Source organism: Amedibacillus dolichus DSM 3991 (assembly GCF_000154285.1).
Lineage (GTDB): Bacteria > Bacillota_I > Bacilli_A > Erysipelotrichales > Erysipelotrichaceae > Amedibacillus > Amedibacillus dolichus.
On record NZ_DS483474.1, the window covers coordinates 269,337 to 291,460 of the forward strand.

The 22,124-nt window shown below is 36.4% G+C and carries 24 protein-coding genes; 20 read left to right on the forward strand and 4 right to left on the reverse strand.

What is annotated here, in order from left to right:
• Positions 1-36 precede the first annotated feature (36 nt).
• Positions 37-1,725, forward strand: coding sequence for a putative manganese-dependent inorganic diphosphatase (locus tag EUBDOL_RS04290; RefSeq protein WP_004798869.1), 1,689 nt, complete (start codon positions 37-39; stop codon positions 1,723-1,725).
• A 227-nt stretch (positions 1,726-1,952) separates the two neighbouring features.
• Here EUBDOL_RS04290 and EUBDOL_RS04295 read toward each other — a convergent pair whose 3' ends face one another.
• Positions 1,953-3,728: an ABC transporter ATP-binding protein gene (locus EUBDOL_RS04295; protein ID WP_040463056.1), complete on the reverse strand. Its 1,776-nt coding sequence runs from the start codon at positions 3,726-3,728 to the stop codon at positions 1,953-1,955.
• Between the two features lie 93 nt (positions 3,729-3,821).
• Between EUBDOL_RS04295 and EUBDOL_RS04300 the strand changes: the two genes are divergently transcribed.
• From EUBDOL_RS04300 to EUBDOL_RS04340, 10 genes are all read left to right on the forward strand, one after another.
• Complete coding sequence (locus EUBDOL_RS04300; RefSeq protein ID WP_004798873.1) at positions 3,822-4,547, forward strand: nucleoside/nucleotide kinase family protein; 726 nt, start codon at positions 3,822-3,824, stop codon at positions 4,545-4,547.
• Between the two features lie 76 nt (positions 4,548-4,623).
• A complete protein-coding gene (locus EUBDOL_RS04305; RefSeq protein WP_004798874.1) occupies positions 4,624-5,001 on the forward strand; it encodes an SdpI family protein in 378 nt (125 codons plus the stop codon).
• Between the two features lie 164 nt (positions 5,002-5,165).
• A complete protein-coding gene (locus EUBDOL_RS04310) occupies positions 5,166-5,399 on the forward strand; it encodes a hypothetical protein (RefSeq protein ID WP_040463058.1) in 234 nt (77 codons plus the stop codon).
• 174 nt (positions 5,400-5,573) lie between these two features.
• The gene (locus tag EUBDOL_RS04315; RefSeq protein ID WP_004798877.1) at positions 5,574-7,316 is read left to right on the forward strand and encodes an ABC transporter ATP-binding protein/permease; all 1,743 of its coding nucleotides are present in this window, start codon (positions 5,574-5,576) and stop codon (positions 7,314-7,316) included.
• A complete protein-coding gene (locus EUBDOL_RS04320) occupies positions 7,309-8,964 on the forward strand; it encodes an amino acid ABC transporter ATP-binding/permease protein (RefSeq protein WP_004798878.1) in 1,656 nt (551 codons plus the stop codon). The genes EUBDOL_RS04315 and EUBDOL_RS04320 overlap by 8 nt, the downstream gene beginning before the upstream one ends.
• Positions 8,948-9,271, forward strand: a complete 324-nt coding sequence (locus tag EUBDOL_RS04325) for a nitrous oxide-stimulated promoter family protein (protein ID WP_004798879.1) — start codon at positions 8,948-8,950, stop codon at positions 9,269-9,271. The genes EUBDOL_RS04320 and EUBDOL_RS04325 overlap by 17 nt, the downstream gene beginning before the upstream one ends.
• Positions 9,268-9,627 carry a YbaN family protein gene (locus tag EUBDOL_RS04330; RefSeq protein WP_004798884.1) on the forward strand — a complete coding sequence of 120 codons (360 nt, stop codon included), beginning with the start codon at positions 9,268-9,270 and terminating at the stop codon, positions 9,625-9,627. The genes EUBDOL_RS04325 and EUBDOL_RS04330 overlap by 4 nt, the downstream gene beginning before the upstream one ends.
• A gap of 56 nt (positions 9,628-9,683) precedes the next feature.
• Entirely contained in the window at positions 9,684-9,986 is a 303-nt protein-coding gene (gene yabP, locus EUBDOL_RS04335; protein WP_004798886.1) for a sporulation protein YabP, read from the forward strand.
• Entirely contained in the window at positions 9,986-10,441 is a 456-nt protein-coding gene (yabQ, locus tag EUBDOL_RS11860) for a spore cortex biosynthesis protein YabQ (protein WP_106381514.1), read from the forward strand. The genes yabP and yabQ overlap by 1 nt, the downstream gene beginning before the upstream one ends.
• Entirely contained in the window at positions 10,380-10,721 is a 342-nt protein-coding gene (locus EUBDOL_RS04340) for an FtsB family cell division protein (RefSeq protein WP_050750075.1), read from the forward strand. Before yabQ ends, EUBDOL_RS04340 begins: the two co-directional genes overlap by 62 nt.
• A gap of 181 nt (positions 10,722-10,902) precedes the next feature.
• Here EUBDOL_RS04340 and EUBDOL_RS04345 read toward each other — a convergent pair whose 3' ends face one another.
• Complete coding sequence (locus EUBDOL_RS04345) at positions 10,903-11,958, reverse strand: HNH endonuclease (protein WP_004798890.1); 1,056 nt, start codon at positions 11,956-11,958, stop codon at positions 10,903-10,905.
• 124 nt (positions 11,959-12,082) lie between these two features.
• On the opposite strand from EUBDOL_RS04345, the gene EUBDOL_RS04350 reads away from it, so the two are divergent.
• From EUBDOL_RS04350 to EUBDOL_RS04365, 4 genes are all read left to right on the forward strand, one after another.
• Positions 12,083-12,769 carry a hypothetical protein gene (locus tag EUBDOL_RS04350; RefSeq protein WP_004798892.1) on the forward strand — a complete coding sequence of 229 codons (687 nt, stop codon included), beginning with the start codon at positions 12,083-12,085 and terminating at the stop codon, positions 12,767-12,769.
• 281 nt (positions 12,770-13,050) lie between these two features.
• The gene (locus EUBDOL_RS10940; RefSeq protein ID WP_022421024.1) at positions 13,051-13,425 is read left to right on the forward strand and encodes a hypothetical protein; all 375 of its coding nucleotides are present in this window, start codon (positions 13,051-13,053) and stop codon (positions 13,423-13,425) included.
• Positions 13,400-14,026, forward strand: coding sequence for a hypothetical protein (locus tag EUBDOL_RS04360; RefSeq protein WP_148495289.1), 627 nt, complete (start codon positions 13,400-13,402; stop codon positions 14,024-14,026). The genes EUBDOL_RS10940 and EUBDOL_RS04360 overlap by 26 nt, the downstream gene beginning before the upstream one ends.
• 60 nt (positions 14,027-14,086) lie before the next feature.
• Positions 14,087-14,785 carry a GNAT family N-acetyltransferase gene (locus EUBDOL_RS04365; protein ID WP_040463060.1) on the forward strand — a complete coding sequence of 233 codons (699 nt, stop codon included), beginning with the start codon at positions 14,087-14,089 and terminating at the stop codon, positions 14,783-14,785.
• Positions 14,786-14,792: 7 nt separating this feature from the next.
• Here EUBDOL_RS04365 and EUBDOL_RS04370 read toward each other — a convergent pair whose 3' ends face one another.
• Positions 14,793-15,650, reverse strand: coding sequence for a patatin-like phospholipase family protein (locus EUBDOL_RS04370; RefSeq protein WP_004798901.1), 858 nt, complete (start codon positions 15,648-15,650; stop codon positions 14,793-14,795).
• 166 nt (positions 15,651-15,816) lie between these two features.
• Between EUBDOL_RS04370 and EUBDOL_RS04375 the strand changes: the two genes are divergently transcribed.
• Positions 15,817-16,140 (forward strand): cyclic-di-AMP receptor, encoded by a 324-nt coding sequence (locus EUBDOL_RS04375; RefSeq protein ID WP_022421020.1) that lies wholly within the window; start codon positions 15,817-15,819, stop codon positions 16,138-16,140.
• Between the two features lie 55 nt (positions 16,141-16,195).
• On the opposite strand, the gene EUBDOL_RS04380 is transcribed toward EUBDOL_RS04375, so the two are convergent.
• Entirely contained in the window at positions 16,196-17,257 is a 1,062-nt protein-coding gene (locus EUBDOL_RS04380) for an amidohydrolase family protein (protein WP_004798906.1), read from the reverse strand.
• Positions 17,258-17,374: 117 nt separating this feature from the next.
• Here EUBDOL_RS04380 and EUBDOL_RS04385 point away from each other — a divergent pair, with 117 nt between their 5' ends.
• From EUBDOL_RS04385 to EUBDOL_RS04395, 4 genes are all read left to right on the forward strand, one after another.
• Positions 17,375-18,628 carry a hypothetical protein gene (locus EUBDOL_RS04385; RefSeq protein WP_004798907.1) on the forward strand — a complete coding sequence of 418 codons (1,254 nt, stop codon included), beginning with the start codon at positions 17,375-17,377 and terminating at the stop codon, positions 18,626-18,628.
• Between the two features lie 107 nt (positions 18,629-18,735).
• On the forward strand, positions 18,736-18,873 hold the full coding sequence (locus EUBDOL_RS11440; RefSeq protein ID WP_022421017.1) for a hypothetical protein: 138 nt from the start codon (positions 18,736-18,738) through the stop codon (positions 18,871-18,873).
• 163 nt (positions 18,874-19,036) lie between these two features.
• Positions 19,037-20,386 (forward strand): ABC transporter permease, encoded by a 1,350-nt coding sequence (locus EUBDOL_RS04390; protein ID WP_004798909.1) that lies wholly within the window; start codon positions 19,037-19,039, stop codon positions 20,384-20,386.
• 122 nt (positions 20,387-20,508) lie between these two features.
• Positions 20,509-22,116, forward strand: a complete 1,608-nt coding sequence (locus EUBDOL_RS04395; protein WP_148495290.1) for an ABC transporter ATP-binding protein — start codon at positions 20,509-20,511, stop codon at positions 22,114-22,116.
• The last annotated feature ends 8 nt before the right edge of the window (positions 22,117-22,124 follow it).

Genomic DNA, 22,124 nt, shown 5'->3' on the forward strand with positions numbered 1-22,124 from the left:
TTTATAATTTAATTAGATAAAAAAGGGGGATTCTATATGCTTGATCTAGCAGGCCTGCAAAATAATGAGGATATGAAGAAGATGAAAAACAGTGAAAAAATCTACATTACCGGACATCGCCACCCCGACAGTGATTCGATTGTTTCTGCGATTGCTTATACAGAACTAAAAAAACGCAAGGGCTTTGATGCCGTAGCTTGTCGTTTAGGAGCATTAAATCCGGAAACAAAGTATTTGTTGGAGCGTTTCGGCTTTGATGAACCGATGCTGTTTGAAGATGCACGCTCTACCTTGGCAGAGATTGCACTCGATCCGCCGATTACAATAACATCAACAACCACGATTCAAGAAGCACTTGAAATTATGAAAACACAAAACAAACAGTCATTGGCAATCGTAAATTCCAAGAATAAGCTGATGGGTATGGTTACGAAATCCGATTTGGCAGAGATTGGTTTGAGTGATACAGCAGTTTCTATTTCTTTGTTGAAGGAGACACCAACGGACTATATCGCAAAAACCATCAGCGGTGAAGTGCTGTATGATGATGACGAGCGACATTTTAATGGAAAGGTTAGTGTTATTGCGATTGCGGAATCACGTTTGAAAAATTATGATTTAAAGGATCGCTTGGTCATTGTAGGGAATGACACCGATGCACAGCTAGCGGCAATTCGCAAGCATGCCGGTATTTTGATGGTCGTATGGTGTGATACAATTGAACCGGAGGTTTATGAGCTGGCGCAACAGATGCATTGTCCGATTATTAAGAGCGGACATGGTACGATGAATACCACACGTTACTTATACTTCTCACCACCGGTGCGTTTAATCATGAAAACCGATTTGATTTCCTTCAATATTAACGAATTTGTAGAAGAAGTAGGAATGAAAATGTTAAAGTCAAGGTATCGTAGCTATCCGGTTGTTGATGATGAAAACCGCTTTGTCGGATATGTTTCTCGTTTCCATGTTTTAAATCAGCATAATAAAAAAGTGATTTTGGTGGATCATAATGAGTTTTCACAATCTGTTAAAAGTATTGAAAAGGCAGATTTATTGGAGATTGTCGATCATCATCGCATCAGTGATATCGTTACAAGCAGACCGATTGCTTTCCGTAATGAAATCATCGGTAGTACCGCAGCGATTATTGCCTCTATTTATTTTGAGAATCAAATGGAAATACCAAAGCGTTTGGCAGGCTTGTTGCTGGGAGCGATTATTTCCGATACTTTGAAATTCAAATCACCAACAACAACGGAAAAAGATCGAGGGATTGCAAAGGTATTGGCTGAGATTGCAAACTTGGATATTGATGCTTTTGCCAAGGAAATGTTCAAGCTAACATCAAACATTTCCAATCGAGCGGTTAAAGACTTGATTCGTCAGGATATTAAAAAGTTTGAGATTGATGGTAAAAAGGTCATGATTGCCCAAGTAATCGCTTATCAGGTAGAAGATGCTAAGGAAATTGAAACAGAATTAGAAAAAGAAATGAAGGCGTTTGTAAAAGGCAAGGGCTTGGATCTTTTGGTAATGGCATTTACAAGTATTCTAGAAAACGGCAGTGTATTTTATGCAGCAGGGAAATTGGATTATGTGGTTGAGGAGGCTTTCCCTAATAATGAAGGGGAAAAGCATAGCTTCCAAGCGGATATTCTATCACGTAAGAATCAGTTTGTTCCTCTCTTATCAAGAGCAATCATCAATACGTTTAATTAGTATTAAAAGCATATCGACTAAGGTATGCTTTTTTTGTAACGTAAAGAATGATCCTTGTCAATTCAAAACATATCAAAGAACTAAAGAGAGCTAGTTATTATTAAAGTATCATATTTTCAATCATCAATAGCAACACTTGTAAAAACAGCTATATAACAAAAAGGAATCGCTATTATTTCAAGCAATTCCTTTTTACTATGCATTTAAAATCAATGTATAGAAATTATCTAAGCTTTGCTGTGGATCGTTTCAATCGTATCTTCATCATAATCTAAGCCTTCAAATTGTAAACGATAGTAGTTTGCATAGACACCATTCTTTGCTAATAGCTCCTTGTGTGTTCCTCGCTCTTCCATACCGTTTTCTGTGATAACGATAATTTCATCGGCATTGCGAATCGTAGATAAACGATGGGCAATCGTGATGGAAGTACGATTTTTTGCCAATTCCTCAAGGCTCTTTTGAATATGACGTTCACTTTCATTATCCAAAGCACTGGTAGCTTCATCAAGAATTAAGATCTTCGGATCTTTTAAGAATACACGAGCAATGGATACACGCTGCTTCTGCCCACCGGATAAACGTGTACCACGCTCTCCGACATACGTATCGTACCCATCAGGCAGTGCCTCGATGAAGTCATGGATATTTGCTTTCTTAGCTGCTTCGATAATTTCCTCATCACTGGCAGTTGGCTTACCATAGGCAATATTATCACGAATCGATCCGGCAAATAAATAAACATCTTGTTGAACAATACCGATACTGCTGCGTAAGCTATGTAATGTAAAGTTACGAATATCCTCGCCATCAATGGAAATACTGCCATCACCGACATCATAGAAGCGAGGCAGTAAGCTGCAAAGGGTTGTTTTTCCTCCACCGCTTGGTCCAACCAACGCAACCGATTTTCCGGCTTCGATATGAATATTTACATGGTTCAATACCGGTTCTTCATCAGTATAAGCGAAGGAAACATCTTGGTAATCAATAACTCCTTTGACATCTTTTAGCTCTTTAGCATCAGGACGATCAACGATTTCCGGTTCGGTTTCGATGACCTCTAAGAATCGTTTAAAGCCGGAGAATCCCTTTTGGAACATTTCGGTAAATTCTACTAAAATTTCAATTGGCGCAACAAAGATATTGATATATAAAGCATAAGTCGCAAGACTTACAGGGTCAAGTGTTCCCATTGCCACAAAATATCCTCCGGCAACCAAAATAACCAAATACAATAAGCCTTGAAAGAAATTATTTCCACCATAGAAAATTCCCATGATGTTATAATTGTTTTCCTTGGATTTCAAAAAACGATCGTTGGATTGATAAAATTTCTCTCTTTCCAAATCCTCATTCGCAAAGCTTTTCACAACACGAATACCGGCTAAGCTATCCTGTAAGCTGGCATTGACACCGGCAATCTTACGGCGGTTATCCGTAAAAGTAGCCTGCATACGTTTATTTTGATAGTAAGAAAAGACAAGCATGATAAGTGTTACGCTTAATAAAATCAAGGTAAGTGGAATATGGATAAAGGATAACAGTACAAAAGAACCGATAATCTTCAACAGACTGATAAACAGGTTTTCTGGCCCATGGTGAGCAAATTCGGAAATATCAAATAAATCAGAAACTAAACGGCTCATCATTTCACCGGTATTATTTTTATCATAGTAAGAAAAAGACAGCTTTTCATAATGATCAAACAAGTCCTGACGCATATCGCTCTCCATGCGTGCCCCCATGATATGTCCTTGACCGGACACATAGAAACGACAAACCGCACGTACGATATACATAATAAGCAGTCCGATAAACAAGTACAATAGGCTATTGAGAATTGCCTCTTTTGTATCAAGATATAAGGTATCATTTAAATAGTTTAAAATTTGCGGAAATGCCAAGTCGATCAAGCTGATCATCATCGCACAAAACATATCAATAAAGAAAATCTTTTTATAAGGCTTATAGTAGCCGATAAATTTTTTCATTACATGCATTTTAAAACCTCCCTTTACATTCATACACTACATTATTATAATCTATATTAAAGAAAAGCTCTAGTGAATTGCGTAAAAATAAGGAGATTGACTATGGAATGGGTAAGGGATATTTTTACTATCAACGGGTATGAGGTAGAGGCAAGCTATACGAAAGAAAACATCACAAAAATCTTTCAGCCTTTGCTTAAGCATTGGGAGAATTTATATGCAAAGAAGAAAAAGCGAATCCTAGTGTTTATTGCTGCACCTCCTGCCTGCGGGAAGTCCACCTTGGTGGCATTTTTGGAGAAATTAGCAAAAGATATGGGATATGATAATGTACAGGGAATCGGTATGGATGGTTTCCACTATCCAAATGACTATTTGGATTTTCATTTTGTAAGAGGTGGTTTGCTGCGTGATGTAAAGGGTTGTCCGGAAAGTTTTGATTATGCAAAATTAAAAAGCTACATCATAGACAGCAAAACGAAGGATCTTGCTTGGCCGATATATGATCGTACCTTACACAATCCGAAAAATGATGCTATGTTGGTGAATAAAGATATTGTTTTGCTTGAGGGAAATTACTTGTTGCTGGACGAAGCACCATGGCGGGATTTAAAGCAGTATTGCGATTATTCTATTTTTCTTTATGGAGATGAAGCAATGCTAGAAAAGCGCTTGATCGAACGTAAAGCAAAGGGTACGACTATGGAAGAAGCGATTGTCTTTTATAAGTGCAGTGATCAAAAGAATGTTCAGCGTGTATTAGCGCATAGATTAGAGGCAGACTGTGTTTTGTATTTAGATGGGCAAGGTGTTTACACAAAGTTATAAGCTTTACATAATAAACTAGGAAAAGCTTACCAAAAAATAGGAAGTAATAAGAAATAGAGCTTTTGGAGGAATTACGATGTGGTTTTGGATATTTATGTTATGTATAGATTTATTAACGCCATTGCTTATGGTTGGCTTTGGAAAATACTTTTTTAAACATACCCCAAAAGATATAAACGGAATATTCGGATATCGTACGGCAATGACGATGAAAAATAAAGATACTTGGGTATTTGCTCATACCTATTGTGGAAAGCTATGGTATGTAAGTGGGTTTATCTTATTGCCTATTTCATCATTGGTTATGTTTACGGTTATGGGAAAAACAGAGAATATTATCGGAATAGTAGGTGCAGCTTTATGTTTTGTACAGCTTATCCCACTCGTCGGTGCTATTATACCTACTGAAAGAGCATTGAAAAAGAATTTTGATCGAAACGGGAATAGAAAGTAAATTTCCAAAATAAATGGAATATGAAAAATATATATGGAATTAAATAATAAAATTTAGCTTATCAAACCCCTTGATCGCTGCTTGCATTTCACTGATTTTCTATGTATGATGTACTTAGAGATACAGTAAGCAATGAACATACGATTTTCAATGGAGGTGAAAGCATGACAGAAAATAAACAGGATTTTTCGTATGACAAGCTATTTGATGAAGGTGAGGATTTGGATAAGCTGATTGCGGAATATCTTACGCAAGAGGAAGCAGAAGAACTCAAGCAGGCAGGCTTTTGTAAGGAACAAATCGCTTATGTAGCAAAAGAAAAAATGAAGGGTGAAAAACAGGGCAAGGTAATAGAAAAAGTGCTTGATATCTTGCCATGGGTCATGCCGCCTTGGTAGGATAAAACTGTCAATAACCACTATAATTGAATAATTTAAATAAGGTCGTGCCGTAGGGTAGGACCTTTTTTGTGCTAACGAATGAAAGAATAGGAAAAGCTATTGACAGCTTAAGTTAGCTATGGTAAACTTTAATCGTTCACAAAGTTAGTTTAAGCTAACTAGGGAGGTTTTATGATTAACAAGCGTTTATTAAATGAAATGCCGCAAGCCAAAACCGATATATTTAAAACAGTTTTGATGCAATGGATTTCATTGTTATGCAATATTGCTTTTGTCTTTTCAATAGCTTTTCTTATTGATCAGGCACTGCATCAGACGATTCGTGTTTCATCGCTATGGCTGGTTATTGCCATATCCATTATATGTATTGCCATGCGTATGTTAGCCACCAATCGCAGTACCTACTATATTCACAAGGCAAGCAGCGGAATAAAGGATCACTTACGCAATCGAATGTTTGATAAACTGATTGAAATGGGAAGTGCCTATCAGGAGCATTTATCAACCAGTGAGCTTGTACAGCTGAATGTAGAAGGAATCGACCAGCTGGAAACTTATTTTGGAAGATATATGCCGCAGTTCTTTTACAGTATGTTGGCACCTCTTACCTTATTTCTGATCTTGGTATGGTTGGATTGGAAAAGTGCGGTTGTACTTTTGATCTGTGTGCCACTGATTCCACTTTCCATTATTGCCGTTCAGAAGTTGGCGAAGCGTTTATTATCGAAGTATTGGACAAGCTATGCCAATCTCGGTGATAGCTTCTTGGAAAACCTACAAGGATTAACAACGCTTAAAATTTATAAGGCAGATGCATATCGCAATCAAAAAATGAATGAGGAAGCCGAGAATTTTCGTAAGATTACAATGCGTGTTTTAACGATGCAGTTAAACTCCGTCAGCGTTATGGATTTTATTGCCTATGGCGGAGCTGCGGTTGGCAGTATCGTTGCGATTAGCGGTTTTATCAACGGAAGTGTTTCGCTATTTGCGGTGCTATGTATTATTCTACTATCCTCTGAATTTTTCATTCCTCTACGAATCCTAGGCTCTTTCTTTCATATCGCAATGAACGGAATTGCCGCCAGTGATAAAATATTCAAAATCTTGGATATGCCAAGCGATACGCAAGGACAAGAGGTGTTAAGCGACGATGCGCTTTCCGTTACAATGGAACATGTAAATTTTTCTTACGATCAAAGCCGTCAGATCTTATTCGATATTTCCTTGGAAATACAGCCACAGGAATTTATCGGAATCATCGGAGAAAGCGGAAGTGGGAAAAGTACGATTGCGAAACTTATGAGCGGATTCCATAAGGACTATGAAGGCAGTGTGCAAATACAAGGTAAGCAGCGCAAGGAAATCAAGGATACTTCCTTTTATCAAAGAGCAGCCTATATTACCCATCAGCCGATGATATTAAAAGGCAGTGTAAGAGAGAATCTATTGATTGGCAAGGCGAATGCGAATGAAGAAGAAATGTGGAACGCCTTAAAACAAGTACGCTTAGATGGATTCTTACAAGAGCAGGGCGGCTTGGATATGCAGCTGTTGGAAAAGGGAAACAACTTATCCGGAGGACAGAAGCAGCGCTTGGCATTAGCAAGAGCGTTATTAGCCGATCGTGAGCTTTATATCTTTGATGAAGCCACAAGCAATATTGATGTGGAAAGCGAGGAGGCAATTCTTGCGGTCTTAAAGCAGTTGGTAAAGGAAAAGAAAACCGTTGTTTTGATTACCCATCGTCTGGCAAGCATTACTGCTTGTGATAGAGTGTATGTCATGGAGCAGGGACACTGTATAGAGCAAGGAAGTCATGAAGCATTGTATCAGCAACAAGGCAAATATTATGCAATGTTTGAAAAGCAAAGAGAGCTAGAGGAATGGGAAGGAGGAAGTGCGCATGCATAAAGAAAACAATATAAAGCTGATGTGGAAGATGTCCAAGCTTGTAAGACCTCTAGCCGGATATATGGTACTTGCGGTCATACTAGGAGTTGTTGGCTATTTATGTGCGATTTATATTCCATATTTTGCGGCTTTATTGATTACGCATATTGCGATTCAAGCACCGGATTTTCCGATTCATGTATTCTTTATCTTATTGCTTATATTTGCACTTATGCGAGGTATCTTACATTATGGCGAACAGGCATGCAATCACTACATCGCCTTTCGTTTGTTGGCTCTGTTGCGTGATAAGGTATTCAAAGCTTTACGTAAGTTAGCACCGGCAAAGCTAGATCGCCATGACTCCGGTGATTTGATTTATCTGATTACCGGTGATATCGAAGCACTCGAGGTGTTTTATGCCCATACGATTTCACCGATCCTAATCGCTCTTGTAACAAGTATCATTTTACTGTTTCAGTTTTATCGTATGCACATCTTATTCTTCCTAATTGCCTTGGCAGGCTATGCGTTTTGTGCATTGTTCATTCCGTTTATCATTATGAAACAAGGAAAAAAAGACGGAGAAACCAGCAAGGCTATCTTTGGTGAAATGAGCAGTTATACGCTAGAAAATTTACGAAACATGCAGGATATTCTACAATATCAAATCGCTGATGAGCGTAAGTTGGGCATGCTGAAGCGTAGTGCGGAAGTAAACAAGGCGCAAGAAAAGCTAAAGCGTCATGAAGGAAAAAATGCAAGCTTACAAACAATGGCAGTGATGAGCTTTAGCTTGTTGATGCTAGGCGTTGCCACAACCCTTTATATGCAGGGTGAGGTATCCATTACTTCTTTAATCATGACAACCGTTCTTATGCTTTCCAGCTTTGGTCCGGTATTGGCACTCTCCTCACTATCCAATCATCTTTTGCTTACGATGGCAAGCGCAAGACGAGTATTAGCCCTATTAGAAGAAGCACCACAGGTTGAGGACATCAATGGTAAGGAAGATGCTGTATTTGATACGATAAAGGTAGAAAATATAAGCTTTGCTTATGATAAGGAAAGAATTTTAGATAAGGTATCCCATACGTTTGAAAAAGGAAAAATAACTGGCATTCTTGGAAAAAGCGGAAGTGGAAAGAGTACCTTATTAAAGCTGTTGATGCGTTTTTATGAAGCACAGGACGGAGCAATTCAAGTTGGTGAGCGAGCATTGGATAGTATCAATACAAATGATCTGCGTGATATGCAAAGCTATGTTACACAGGATACGATCATGTTCCACGATACCATCTTTAACAATGTGCATATTGCCAATTTAGAGGCAAGTGTCAGCGATGTTGAAAGAGCATGTAAAAAAGCAAACATTCACGATTTCATCATGTCCTTGCCGAAGGAATATGAAACCAGTGTCGCAGAGCTAGGTTCCTCTCTATCTGCCGGTGAGCGACAAAGAATTGCCTTAGCACGTGCCTTCCTACATCAAGCACCTTGCATTCTTCTTGATGAGCCGACCAGCAGCTTAGATGTATTGAATGAAGCCATGATTTTAAAAAGTCTTAAGGAACAAAAGGATACAACGATCCTATTGGTAACTCACCGCCAAGCAACCCTACGTATTGCCGATGAAATTTTGCATATCGAAAATGGCCGTGTCAGCTAAAACAAAGCGTTCCAAGGAAAAAGCGGTCATCGAGCAAATGATTGCTTTATATTGCCGAAAGAATCATAAACAAGCGATGTGTGAGGATTGCCAAAGACTATTGGAATATGCCTGTCAACGAATCGATTGCTGTCCCTTTATGGAAACCAAAAGTTTTTGTTCCAACTGCAAGGTACACTGTTACCAAAGCGAAATGCGTGAAAAGATTCGCAAAGTGATGCGCTTTAGCGGACCACGCATGCTGTTTCATAAGCCATGGCTCGTAGTATCTCATATCTACCATAGCAGAAAGGAAAGAAATCTATGAAAATCATTTATTTTATACTTGCCTGTATAAGCAGCGCACTTGGTGCCATCGGTGTGTTATTACCGGTTTTACCAACCACACCCTTTCTATTATTAGCTGCTGTGCTATTTGCGAAAAGCTCGAAGCGACTTCATCAATGGTTTGTTCAAACGAAGCTGTATCAAAAACATTTGGATAGCTTTGTTAGAAATCAGGAAATGACCCTGCAAACAAAGGTTCGCTTATTAAGCTTTGCAAGTATCATGATACTACTGGCAATCTACTTTACAAACTCCCTCCATTTACAAATTTTCCTCTTACTTTTAATGTTTATCAAATATTATTATTTTATCGTTCATATCAAAACGATACGCTAGGCAGGTTCTAACCATCACGACTGCTTCATAAGGTATACTGTGAAGGAGGAACATTCATGGAAGAACACAATGCCAATCCGCTTCGTTTCGAAACCAATCCATACCATAACATCGTGATAAAGGATCGCAAGGTTATGGAATTAACTGGCGTAAAACAGATTGATAGCTTCGATGCGAATGAGTTTTTATTAGAAACAGCACAAGGCTGGCTTATGATACAGGGAAAGGATTTAAAACTTGGCAAGCTAGATACCGAACGAGGAGATGTCATTATCAATGGCATCATTGAGGCATTAAGCTATGTATCCAATAAAAAAGGAACTGCCAAGGAAACGATGATGTCAAAGCTGTTTCGATGATGCTGCTTCCAATACAAATCCAAGCGATACTCTACCATTTGCTTATGGGGTGGGTGTATGGGCTTGGATTTAGTTTTATATTAACGCTAAACAGGCATTTTCGTATTCGCTTCTTCAAGGGCATCATGGAGATTCTCTATCATATCCTTTTCACCCTGCTTATGTACTATGGTCTTTTTTGTATCAACGGAGGCATTACCAACATTTACCTAATCGCTTTTTTTCTGCTTGGTATGATACTTTATTATCGCTATTATTTAGCTGTTTTCTTATCCTTTTTTCAAAAAATCATCGCCATTTTTCGATGGATTCGTAAGAAATTTAAGGTTGTCAAATATAAAATACTTGGTATAATTAAGGTGCTTATACGCAGAGTGAATAGGAGGAAGGGATATGACAAAAAACGAAAGCGCACCAAAGCAAAACGTAAGCAAAAAGAAAAAACGTCCGATTAAGACATTTTTCAGCATCCTTTTCATCTTCATTGCCTGCTTTTTGATTTATTCATCAGCACATGATGTATTGATGACCGTTAAGCTAAAGAAGGAAATTTCTTCTCATCAGGAAATCGTAGACGAATTGGAAAGTGAAAAGTCATCACTAACCAAGGAAAAGAAAAACTTGGAAAATCCGGAATATGTAAAACGCTTTGTGCGTGGTAAATATCTTGTCAGCAAGCCGGGAGAGCAGGTATTTATCCTGCCATCAAAGAATGCCGCAGCAGATGAGGAATAGCATAAAATCGAATAACTAAAAAGACAATGCAGAGTTAAAGCATTGTCTTTTTTGAAGGAATATTAGGAAATGATACAAAAGGATAGAGTGCTTTTTGCATTGCTATAAAATATATAGGAAAGCTACTTATAAGATTCAAAGACTTTTTGATCTTTATACGATAAATGCATGTATGCTTTGTCTAACTGGGAAGTTTATCTTTAAATATATATGCACGATGATATGCAAGAAACAAACGCCGGTTCTTGGTCATATATTCCTTTGGAATACGATAGTTTTTCGCAATACCATACACATCACAGGTTTCCATGTGCTTTAAAAGCTCATGGGAAAGAATAACATATCCTCGATCATCAAAGGTAAAATAGCCTTGATCGAATAAATAGTCATGATTACGGCATAACAAAAGTCCGTTGTTGTGATCGACTGCCTCAAAGATATGAGCACAATCACGGAAGGGTTTGATATGCGAAGCAATCAGCATGTGAGGAATACGAATATGACAGATCGGACAAGCATGATGAAATTCATGGAATAAGGTATCCTTATAAAAGGACTGCATGGCTTTGGTTTCATCACGATCATGAGGGATTCCCAAACGAGGAATAACCGTATAAATAATATCTTTGTTGTCATAATCCACCATTTTTCGTTCACTGTTTTTATAGTGAATACGTAAATCGCTATGAGAAACAACACTATCGGTAAAATAAGCCATCAATGCCGTAGATATCAAGAGTTTATCATTTTGTTTATACTCATCTACGATTATACGAATTCCTTTTAGCAGTTTGGGGTGAATGCGATAGGCTTCTTTTTCGATTTCAAATAACATCGTTTGTGCCAGATAACAAAAGATCTCGTTATTTCCAAGTTGTTGTAGGATTTCTTCCTTACGACAAAACGGATTTTGTTGGCATTGCTTTTGAAAAAAGACCGCAACTTTTTCAACTTTAAGAAAAGCTTCGACAATGGCATAGGCCTCCAAGCGTGAATTTTGATTGCTTTTCGCATAAACAGTAGCGGCAGGAGTTAAGTCGATTCCGTTACCGGTATCGCAAATAAGCTTTGTGGAAACAAGAAAATCAAAGAGTTCTTCCACTGCCGACAATTTCATCGCATAGTATTCATTTGCTATTTCCTCATACAAAGCAAGCGGTGCTTCTTGTAGGGAAATCTCACGAAGCTCAATGGCATCAACAATCAAAAGGATTTTCTTAAACTGTAATTTTCGCATAAAATCACCGCCTTTATATGTTTATTATACACCGAAAAAGAAATTTTTTCTTCTACAACAAAATGTGCGTGCATTCGACAAAACAAAACATTTACAATGTAGGCATAAAAGGAGAGTGTAACAAATGAAAGGACCAGGTATTAAAGATTACTTGCAGGTAATTGAAAATTTGAAAAGGGAGGCGATCGAAAAGGGGGAAGCATATCTTGAAATCAATTCCAAGGAGCTCCATGCCCATGTTTCACCAAATCATGCAACGATGCCAACATGCTGTCAGGCAATGTATAAGCACATGCTAGAGGGAGATGAAATCCTACAAAAGCCAAAGGGAAACACCGGCTTCGGATCACATTTAACCATTCGTTTTTATGTGCATGATATAGAGGGAAGAAAGCGTATGTTCCCTAATAAAAAACGTGGTAGACCGGCAAAGAGCGAGGAAGAAAAGCTAGCGGCGCGCAAAGCAAAGATGAAGCGTAATACAGAGGATTTAAGCAGGCTGATTACCAATTGGCTGCAGGCGCATGGCTGGGAGTATATGGAGAATAAGGAAATTATTGAAGCACATCATGAAGAAGAAAAATGGATCATCAATGTGCAGGGGATTAAGCGTGGAAGAAAACAGTCATTACCGGTGAAACTTAGTGAAGTAATTAAACAGATCGACGATACACATACGCATTACAGTATGGCATTTAATGATTCGATTAGTTATCGCCGGCAATGGAATGAAATTCCAAAAGCAGTAAAAAGCAGTTTGAACATGAGCGTAATCTTAGCAGATAAAAAGGGGAATATTGTAGAAATTTAAAAAAATAATCAAATAAAGGATAAGAAAGTATATTTTGAAAGTAAAAGCACAAAATGTACTTTTTTTATTTATTTTTATAAATTTTACCGATTTTCATGAATTGTTACGTATTAAATATAGAGAAGGAGGTGTTTTTAAAGAGGAAGAAAAGACGCAATCATACAAAAGAAATATATGATATATCGAATTGAGAGCAGATAGGAGGTGTGATAAGCTTAAGGTGTAGAAATATTCATACGAATACAATAATAAAGAACGAAAAAGTGAAAGGAGTTGAGGCTATGAAAGTTAATGCCGTAAATAATGTATTAGGTGCAGCAATCAAGCAGCAAGCGGATCGAAAAGCATACGATCGCTATTGTAAGAAGCTATTATCAAACAAACAAATACTTGCCTATTTTTTTAAAGAGTATGTGGAGGAATTTAGTGATATTCCTTTAAAAGATATAGCAAAGTATTTGGGAAATCCAAATCAAGAATATGTCGAAAATCTTAATCTCGAGGACGAGAGCATTTTAGGTTCTGTAATTCGCTTTGATACTTTATTTGAAGTAAGAATGCCAAAAAGCAAGCGATTGGAATTGTTTAATATCGAAGCACAGATGAGTGATTATCCCCGGATATCCGATATTGAAAAGAGCGCTCTACTATTGTAGTCGTTTGATTGATCGACAATTGCATCATACAGCAGGAGGATATGATAGTCTGATCAAAGTAAATTCTATATGGCTGATGTATGGCTGTGCAAAGTATAAGCAAGGCGCGGTGAATAGCTATCGAGTAGCGGAGAAGAAACTTCAAAGAGCATTAAGACATTGCCGCGATACGTATGATTTAAGCAATATTCTGTTGATTTATACAAATGAAGAATACGATGAGAATAATACCGATTTTCAGAATTTAATTGTAGTATTATTTACGAATCAGCTAAGTGCAGAAAAGAAAATAGAGATATTGAGGAAGCAGTATCATATTGAAGTAACAAAGAAAATGGAGGAGGATTTAAACGATATGTGTAATATCAGTATGTATCATGAAAGAGTTGGAGAGCAAAGAGGAAAAAGAGAAGGTATAGCGAAAGGAATACAGGTCGGAGAACTAAAAGCATTGACTACGAGTGTAAAAAGACTGTTAGAGCATCAGCTAAGTATAGAAGAAGCTTTTGCTTTGTTAGGAATAGAAAAAGAAATGCAAACTAAGATACGTAAACAATTAACAACTGCATATATAAAGGAAATGAAAAGCAATCGTTCTTAAATGAAATTCACATGTTTTTAGCCTATCAACAACGTGTTATAATGAATCTAGGTGATGGATATGAACTTAGATATTGATAAGATTTTATATGCGGATATGCAAAATGCTCTGCGTCATCAAGCGGTAATTTTATATGAAGATGAACGAAGTCTGCTTTTACAAGATATTTCTTCCAGATTGACGTATTGCACAGCTTTAGATGCAGAAGCTGCCGCAAACATGATTGGGCACATTAAGGATTTTGATATTCTCGTGTCGCATGATGAATATTGTAATCAAGCTATTCAGCAACGTTTTCACATTACCTATGAAAATTGTTGTTACCATTGTGTCTATATTGGGCATAAGCGTTTTTTTGTTGATTTGCCAGCAGGCTTTCACTTTGCTTTTGTAGATGAGCGCTATATGGAAGATGTGATAGCACTATACCGTAAAGAAATGCCTGAATTAGCGAATGCCGCATATATGCGAAAAGCGATGGACTATGGCTTAATTGGAGTATTTCATGGAGATGAGCTTGCCGGATTTATGGGAGTTCATGAAGGTGGCAGTGGTTCTATGGGAATGTTGGAGGTGAAGGACTGTTACAAGCGAAAAGGGTTAGGCTCTGCCTTAGAAAAAGCGGTTATCAATATGCAGTTGGAAAGAGGGAAGATTCCGTATGGTGAAATCTTTATAGATAATACGGCTTCTTTAAAGCTTCAAGAACATGTAGGTTTAACCATCGGTGATAGGCTTACCTATTGGTTCTATAAATAAAAGACCTCTATGGTCTTTCATTGTTGATAAATTGTAATAAGGCTTCATAGTGATTTGTAGCATCTTGATAGCCTTGCTCATACAATGCCCTTAACGCATGCATATTCTTTTCCAAACGACCGATTTCTACCGGCTGACTAGGACGAATAACAAAGACACTGCCTTCTTTTTCCATGAGGTTGATTTCATCAAGTGTCCGATTGTAATGGATATGACGCTCTTGCATTGCTTTTACGAATTCAGGGTATTTGCGATAAGTGCGTTTGATAATCGGCATCAGATTATTCTTGCCTTTCCGATACTCTTTTGCCTGTGTTAAGACGATAATGTTTTTTTCATAACCGAGGCTTTGAAAATATTGAATCGGAATGCTGTCGGCAACTCCACCGTCTAGTAGCTTTTTGCCATTCACCTCTACGATTTTCGATAACAATGGCAAAGAGGCAGAAGCTCGAACGTAGGCAATATCCTTCTTCATATCCATGCAGGGTGCATAAACAGCCTTGCCGCTTTCCACATCGGTACAGACAGCATACAGCTTCATGCCACTCTTATGGAAAGTATCATAATCAAATACCTCCAACTCATTGGGAATAACATTATAAATAAAATCCGCACCGAACAAATCACCGGTTTTGATTAAAGATTGCATGCTCATATAGCGCTTATCATTTAAAAACCGCTCATTGATGCGCCAAGCACGTCCCTGCTGTTTTGAGGCATAACTGCATGCATGACAAGCACCGGCACTTACGCCGATTACCCCATCGGTATATAGATTATGCTCCATAAAATAGTCAAGCACACCCATGGTATAAACTCCACGCATACCTCCGCCTTCCAATACCAAACCTAATTTACTCATTCCTTACACTTCCTTTGCGACTATCATTATAGCATAAAGCAACGTGGCTGACAGATGTGTAAAAACGAAATATTTTCTTAAATTTTAGGATATGCAAAGGATATGTTTGTAAAACGAGTCTATAAGTGATAAAATGTGCATATACACAAGAAAGGAGCAAACAATCATGAAACTAATTTTAGCGATTATGTCCAATGACGACAGTCCGGCAGTTTCCAGTGCTTTAACAAAAGAAAACTATCAGGTAACCCGTTTAGCAACAACCGGAGGCTTCTTGCGTGCAGGAAATACAACTCTGATCGTCGGTACAGATGATGATAAAATCGAAAGAGCAATCGAAGTCATTGGTGAATATAGCAGACGCCGTACGGAAGTTGTGCCTAGTACTGCCTCTTATGATATCGGGCGCTACGCTTCTTTCCCAGTTGAAGTTCAGGTTGGGGGAGCTACGATTTTTGTAATTGATGTGGAACAATTTATTAAGCTATAATGATAAACGAACAGGGTGAAAAAAAGCCCTGTTTTCTTTTGGGAAAACAGAGCGATTACACATGCAGAATACTTTTGCCGTTGATGATAACCTCACAGATACGCAAGTCATGATCTAAAACGACCAAATCAATTTTCTTTCCTAATCCGATCTCATAAGAATAGGATTTCAACATCTTTGCGGCATTGCCGCTGCACATTTGCAAACAGTCAGCCAAGTCAAACATTTCCTCACGATATAAGAAACGAAAGATATCCAGCATATCACAACTGGTATCACTATATCCTTCTTCTCCCTTTTCATAACCGCATTGCTTACGACCATCACTGATGGCATTGATACGTTTACAGCCTAATAACGGAATAAGCCATTTTAACATTTTATGTTGAATATGCTTACGATCCATAATAATTTCGCAGCAGCAATCGGATAAGAATACAGCGTCCATCATTGTTTCCTTATGGTGATCAATGAAAGGCATCGTATTGCATAAATGAGTGATTCTTGTTGCGCCGTTTTCAAATGCCTCCATGGTAGTATCAAAGCTGGCATTGGTATGTCCTAAAGAAACCTGCACACCATACAGATGCAGCAAAGAGATTGCCTCCATGGCATTGGGAATATCCGGTGAAATGGTCATAATGCATATATCATCATGATAGTTTGAAAGAAAACCGTCCAGCTCACTGAGATTGATTTCACAAAGCTGATCTTTTTCCTGTGCACCACAGCAATCGGGATTGAGGAAAGGACCTTCCATGTGGATACCACAATATGCAGCTCCCTTGATATCATTTTCAAATACCGCATGATAGCCTTCGATGATGGCAGCATATTCCGCTAAAGAGCGGGCAGATATGGTCGGACAAAAGGCTGTGATTCCTCGTTTCGCATATTCCAAAGCCAACTGCTTTAGGTTTTCCGGTTGGATATTATCACAATCATGTCCACGAAAGCCATGGGTATGTAAATCAATAAAGCCGGGAATTGCCAAATAGCTATTGGCATGTGGTGTTTTATAATCAATACGCTCCACAAAACCGTTTTCTAGGTGCAAATCACCGAAAACAAGCGTACCATCTTGAATGAATTTTACATTTTCGATTATTTTTTTCATTGCAACACTTCCTTAATACTACCATTGTATTGCATATCATATCCTTTGACAAGCAGGACTTGCCACTATTCTTGAAAAGATGAATGTATGATAAAATGATAAGAGAGGGTGTTTCGTATGCTAAGTGATGGATATAAAGAAAAGTGCAACATTCTAATACCTTACTATCGAAAACAAAGACTGTATGCTACAAATGAGGGAAAGTGGCAGAAACAATGGTTTTATAGTGATCCTACAACCAATACGCCGATATGCTCCACAAGAACCTATTGCTCATTGGAAATGCAAAAGGGTATTTTTCAAGATGAAATTTATATTTTTGCAGCAAGTAAGCTAGATAAGATTGCAGAAGAAAAACAGGATTGGGAAGAAATGCTAACCAAAGAAAGCACTTTATTGATAGATGCCATGAATCGCAAGCAGGATCAAGAAAGCGCAGATATCATTGAACGAATGCTATCGACAATGCAAAATGCAAAGAACTATTTTTACTACGGAGAGATTGCTTATTTACTGCAATCCCTAAAAGTTTTTCTGACAGATCGTAAATTTGTATCGGAAAGCGAGTACGATAACTTAAATGAGATCAGCGCTATTTTTAAAAATGAGCTGTATGATCTTTGCATTTATTATCTGTATGTTTATGCAAGCTTTCATGAAGATGAAAAGTTAGAATATGTACTTCATAACTATGACTATGCACATTCTAAGCTGATTGCAAATCAACGGTTTTCAGTGGATCTTTTAGAAAGAGAAAAAAGATATCTTGAAGCACAAAATGCACTTGAGAATATTTTAGAAAACATTGTTGATGAAAGGTATAATTTTCAGAAGCTATTTGTTTACTCAAATTTAGCAACACTTTTTGTACGCTTTGATAAACATATCGCACGTCAGTATTGTAGAAATATAATGGATTTAATTAAAACTATCGACTTATCACAAGGGCAGAATTATACATTTTATTTAACTTTAGCTGATTTATATTTACTCATGGAAGATTATACGCAAAGCATAGAACTGTATCAAAAAGCATTGACATACAGTAAAACCAATCTTATTCGTATATACAGCTGTTTGTGTTTCTTATATAAAATTCAAAATTTTGAGATTCCATTAGAGTATTATTCTAGCGAAGAACATGAAAAAGGAGATAAGGTGGATTGGTTGTTGTATTCCTATTTTAAGGATTATCAAAATCAAGAAGAAAGCAAAGCGATTGATTATCTTTTAAAAAGCGTTCTTCCGATTCTTACGCATAACGATATCCTATATTATGAGATCGTAGAAAAAATCATCGTTGATTATTGCAAGCGAAGAAAGGCATATAAGCCGATGTATTTACTTCATGAAATGAAAAAAACTTCATAAAAACGGAAATGATTTTAAAAAAATTGTATCTTTTTTCATTCTCCTCCAATCTATTGAAAAAACTATAAGTTAGGTTATAGTTTTAGTAAAGAATTGGAGGTTTTTTTATGAAGAAGTATGTTAAAAGTTTAATTATAATTTTACCTATTATGGGTATGGCACTATGTTATTGTGCCAAATGTGGAAGCGACCATTCACATACAATAGATTGTAATGATGAAATTATTTTATATGGTGGTAAGTGAAAGAACAATATATGGGAGGGTTAATAAATGAATAATAAAATGTGCTACGTATATAAAACCCGTAAACATGCTTAAGAGATCTATGTCTCTTTTTCACAATATAATACTATAGTATATCATAAAATAGATTATAATGAGTGTATAGAGAGGAGGGGGACATTTAATGAAAAAAATAAACAAAAGGGAAATAATAATTATGATTTTTATATTTTTGATATTCCTATCTTTTTGTTATTCATTTGTTGGTAGAGAAGAGGAAACTATTGCGAATGAGCGATTTACAATGTTGAATTATGATTTAATGATGCCTGATTTGCATTATGCAGAAGAGACTATGTCAGTAGAAGATAAATGGAAGATAGAAGAATCGTTAGCTGAATTTGATAAGATTTACAAGCAAGCGAATGAGGCGCTAACAAAAAGGAATTATAAAGAATATAATTTGAATGCGACAAAATTATGTTTACTACACTCGCTGTATGTTTATGAAGTGTATTATGATCATAAGGAAACGAGTAATGTAGATCATAAATTATATAATGAGCGAAAACAATTGGCAGATTCACTATTTAAAAAAGTAGGATTGAATCAAGATGATTACTATTTTTTAGTGAAAGATCCTTTATATCATGCACCTAGGATACTTATATGGGAATATCCCGGTATCGTTTTACGGGCATCTTTGTACTATGAACAATATGAAAAAGGATTACCCCCTTTATCTTCCGGTTCTTCTGATAGTGCTTCTTCCATAATGCATATTTTGGAAGAATTGATGCCATATTTTTTGATTCTTATAGTGGCGATAGTATGTCTTGATATGGTAGATAGTGATCGTAAACAAGGAACATTAAAGTTACTATTAACTCAACCAAAGAAACGCAGTGTATATTTGATGAATAAGGGGAAGCTATATGCTAAAAAAACAGCACTGATTATCTTTATACCGCTTGCATTCACTTTTGCATGTATTGGTGTACAAAGTGGATTCGAAACGCTTTCTTCTCCTGTTCTTGCTTATGAGAGAGGTTTAACTAATTTAAAAAACATAGATAATCATATTGATGATATTCATTATGTATATGGCTATGATAAAAAAATATATTTTTCAAATGTTTTAATTAATCCGGATAATCCTGAGGATATGGAACCGCAAGATGAAATGGAATTGATTCCTTTTTGGAAATTATTATTAGCGGCATCGGTTTTTACAATACTATTGATATGCTTCTATGTTTCATTAAATTTGTTGTTGCATACATTGATATCGAATCCAATCATTGCAGCATTGAGCTTTTTGGTTATTGCGGGATTTGGTGTACTTATATCAATGCCTGAAAATGCATGTGCTGTTTATAATGTATTAAATCCGTTTACACATCGAAATCCAATTTATGCAATTACAGGATATACAGGTTATTCTTTCTTGTTTGCGGCAATTGTTTTGTTGCTTGCCACATTTTTGGTTAATAGAATAAGTGTGTTTTTCTTCAAAATAAAGGATATATCGTGAAAAGGAAGATACGAACGATTTTCTATTGGCTTTCTTATGGAGTTAGAAATAGCAAAAGGTTTTTCTTCCTTAGTATCCTGGGATTATTGATACAGGTTTGTTTTAATATTTTTGATATTCTATTGTTAAAACTTGTTCTGGATAATTTATTACAGGGCAATTTTGGTAAAATCTTATTTTTTGTTGGGATATTTATGATGATTACTTTGACATTGCAATTTCTGTTAAATCAGATTATAAATAAAAGTATTCCAATAGAAAAGATCAAACTACAAAAAGGTTTACTCATGTGTATCTATGAAAAATCACTTGCCAGAAGCTTGAAAAGTTTAGATGATATGAGGGAATATAGTGATTTTTACTTTGTTTTAAATCAAGGTGTAACCAATGTTTTGAATCTGTATGATCATGTAATTTTACTATTACAACAGTTGCTTACTATGCTTTCATTGATAGGGTTGGTTATTGTTTATGATTTGTATATTTTAATAATTGCTGTTATTTGTGTCTGCATTCTTTCCTATTTAAATTATTGCTTGTCAAAGGAATACTATAATGCAAATGTAGAAATGGCAGAGGTAGAACGTGATTTAGATTACATTCATCGAGTCATGTATTTAAAAGAATATGCAAAAGAGTTAAGAATTTATAACTTATTTCTTAAGCTTAAAAAACGTTTTAATTATCAATATCAAGAAAAAGTAAAAGTTCAAGAAGATACAGGGAAAAAGCAGACAAGATTAAAGACAATGCAGCACTTTGTTCAAATATCTTTTCAGGGGATTGTAATATTGTTGTTGTCATTTAAAACGATAAGTAAGAAAATAGCAATCAGTGATTTTGTGGTTTTATTTAATAGCATATTGGAAATAGAAAATCAGTTAGATGCTATGATACAGCTGATACCCAGAATCTTTGAAAATGAGTTATATTTGGAAAAAATAGATGAATTCCTATATGAAAAAGAAGCAATGATTTATGGTAAAGGTAAAGCTGATATTGATAAGATAGTTTTAAAAGATGTATGTTTCAAATATACTACAGCGCATTTAGAGATTTTGCATGATATCAATATGAAGGTCGAACGGGGAAAAAAGATCGCGATTATCGGAAAGAACGGTGCCGGAAAAAGTACATTAGCAAAGATTTTATGTGGTCTATATACACCGGATTCAGGAGAGATAAGTGAAAGTCAATCTAGTTTGTTAGCAAATAGTTCTGTTGTCTTTCAAGACTTCTGTATTTATTCTATGAGCATTTTTGATAACATTTGCATAGAAGAAAGCGGAAAGCGAAGCAGTGATGAAATAAAAGTGTGGGAAGCATTGGAAATGGTTGGATTAGCAGATAAAATTCGTCAAATGCCTAAGAAATTAGAAACTATTATTGATTCGGAATATGATGAAGCAGGAGTTTTATTATCAGGAGGAGAATTGCAAAAAATTGCTATTGCAAGAGCTTTACTGAAAAAAGCATCTATTTTGGTGCTTGATGAGCCGTCAGGCGCATTTGATGTTTTTTCACAAAATGAGTTTTATCATATTTTTGATGAAATAAGTAAAGATAAAATAGTAATTTTTATAACTCATAAATTGTCTTATTTGAAGTGTATGGATAATATATACGTGATAGATGACGGTTGTATTGTAGAAGAAGGAACACATGATGAGCTGCTTCGAAGCCAAGGGCTTTACAAAAAAATGTATTTAGCAGAAGGTGAACATAAATAAAGGATAGG

What these genes read in the sequence shown, in the direction of transcription:
- EUBDOL_RS04375 (WP_022421020.1), top strand. Translation starts at nt 15,817, where the DNA reads ATGAAACTAATTTTAGCGATTATGTCCAATGACGACAGTCCGGCAGTT.
- EUBDOL_RS04325 (WP_004798879.1), top strand. Translation starts at nt 8,948, where the DNA reads ATGGCCGTGTCAGCTAAAACAAAGCGTTCCAAGGAAAAAGCGGTCATC.
- yabQ (WP_106381514.1), top strand. Translation starts at nt 9,986, where the DNA reads ATGCTGCTTCCAATACAAATCCAAGCGATACTCTACCATTTGCTTATG.
- EUBDOL_RS11440 (WP_022421017.1), top strand. Translation starts at nt 18,736, where the DNA reads ATGAAGAAGTATGTTAAAAGTTTAATTATAATTTTACCTATTATGGGT.
- yabP (WP_004798886.1), top strand. Translation starts at nt 9,684, where the DNA reads ATGGAAGAACACAATGCCAATCCGCTTCGTTTCGAAACCAATCCATAC.
- EUBDOL_RS04345 (WP_004798890.1), bottom strand. Translation starts at nt 11,958, where the DNA reads ATGCGAAAATTACAGTTTAAGAAAATCCTTTTGATTGTTGATGCCATT.
- EUBDOL_RS04305 (WP_004798874.1), top strand. Translation starts at nt 4,624, where the DNA reads ATGTGGTTTTGGATATTTATGTTATGTATAGATTTATTAACGCCATTG.
- EUBDOL_RS04370 (WP_004798901.1), bottom strand. Translation starts at nt 15,650, where the DNA reads ATGAGTAAATTAGGTTTGGTATTGGAAGGCGGAGGTATGCGTGGAGTT.
- EUBDOL_RS04330 (WP_004798884.1), top strand. Translation starts at nt 9,268, where the DNA reads ATGAAAATCATTTATTTTATACTTGCCTGTATAAGCAGCGCACTTGGT.
- EUBDOL_RS04350 (WP_004798892.1), top strand. Translation starts at nt 12,083, where the DNA reads ATGAAAGGACCAGGTATTAAAGATTACTTGCAGGTAATTGAAAATTTG.
- EUBDOL_RS04300 (WP_004798873.1), top strand. Translation starts at nt 3,822, where the DNA reads ATGGAATGGGTAAGGGATATTTTTACTATCAACGGGTATGAGGTAGAG.
- EUBDOL_RS04385 (WP_004798907.1), top strand. Translation starts at nt 17,375, where the DNA reads ATGCTAAGTGATGGATATAAAGAAAAGTGCAACATTCTAATACCTTAC.
- EUBDOL_RS04310 (WP_040463058.1), top strand. Translation starts at nt 5,166, where the DNA reads ATGACAGAAAATAAACAGGATTTTTCGTATGACAAGCTATTTGATGAA.
- EUBDOL_RS04365 (WP_040463060.1), top strand. Translation starts at nt 14,087, where the DNA reads ATGAACTTAGATATTGATAAGATTTTATATGCGGATATGCAAAATGCT.
- EUBDOL_RS04320 (WP_004798878.1), top strand. Translation starts at nt 7,309, where the DNA reads ATGCATAAAGAAAACAATATAAAGCTGATGTGGAAGATGTCCAAGCTT.
- EUBDOL_RS04340 (WP_050750075.1), top strand. Translation starts at nt 10,380, where the DNA reads ATGACAAAAAACGAAAGCGCACCAAAGCAAAACGTAAGCAAAAAGAAA.
- EUBDOL_RS04290 (WP_004798869.1), top strand. Translation starts at nt 37, where the DNA reads ATGCTTGATCTAGCAGGCCTGCAAAATAATGAGGATATGAAGAAGATG.
- EUBDOL_RS10940 (WP_022421024.1), top strand. Translation starts at nt 13,051, where the DNA reads ATGAAAGTTAATGCCGTAAATAATGTATTAGGTGCAGCAATCAAGCAG.
- EUBDOL_RS04295 (WP_040463056.1), bottom strand. Translation starts at nt 3,728, where the DNA reads ATGCATGTAATGAAAAAATTTATCGGCTACTATAAGCCTTATAAAAAG.
- EUBDOL_RS04380 (WP_004798906.1), bottom strand. Translation starts at nt 17,257, where the DNA reads ATGAAAAAAATAATCGAAAATGTAAAATTCATTCAAGATGGTACGCTT.
- EUBDOL_RS04315 (WP_004798877.1), top strand. Translation starts at nt 5,574, where the DNA reads ATGATTAACAAGCGTTTATTAAATGAAATGCCGCAAGCCAAAACCGAT.
- EUBDOL_RS04390 (WP_004798909.1), top strand. Translation starts at nt 19,037, where the DNA reads ATGAAAAAAATAAACAAAAGGGAAATAATAATTATGATTTTTATATTT.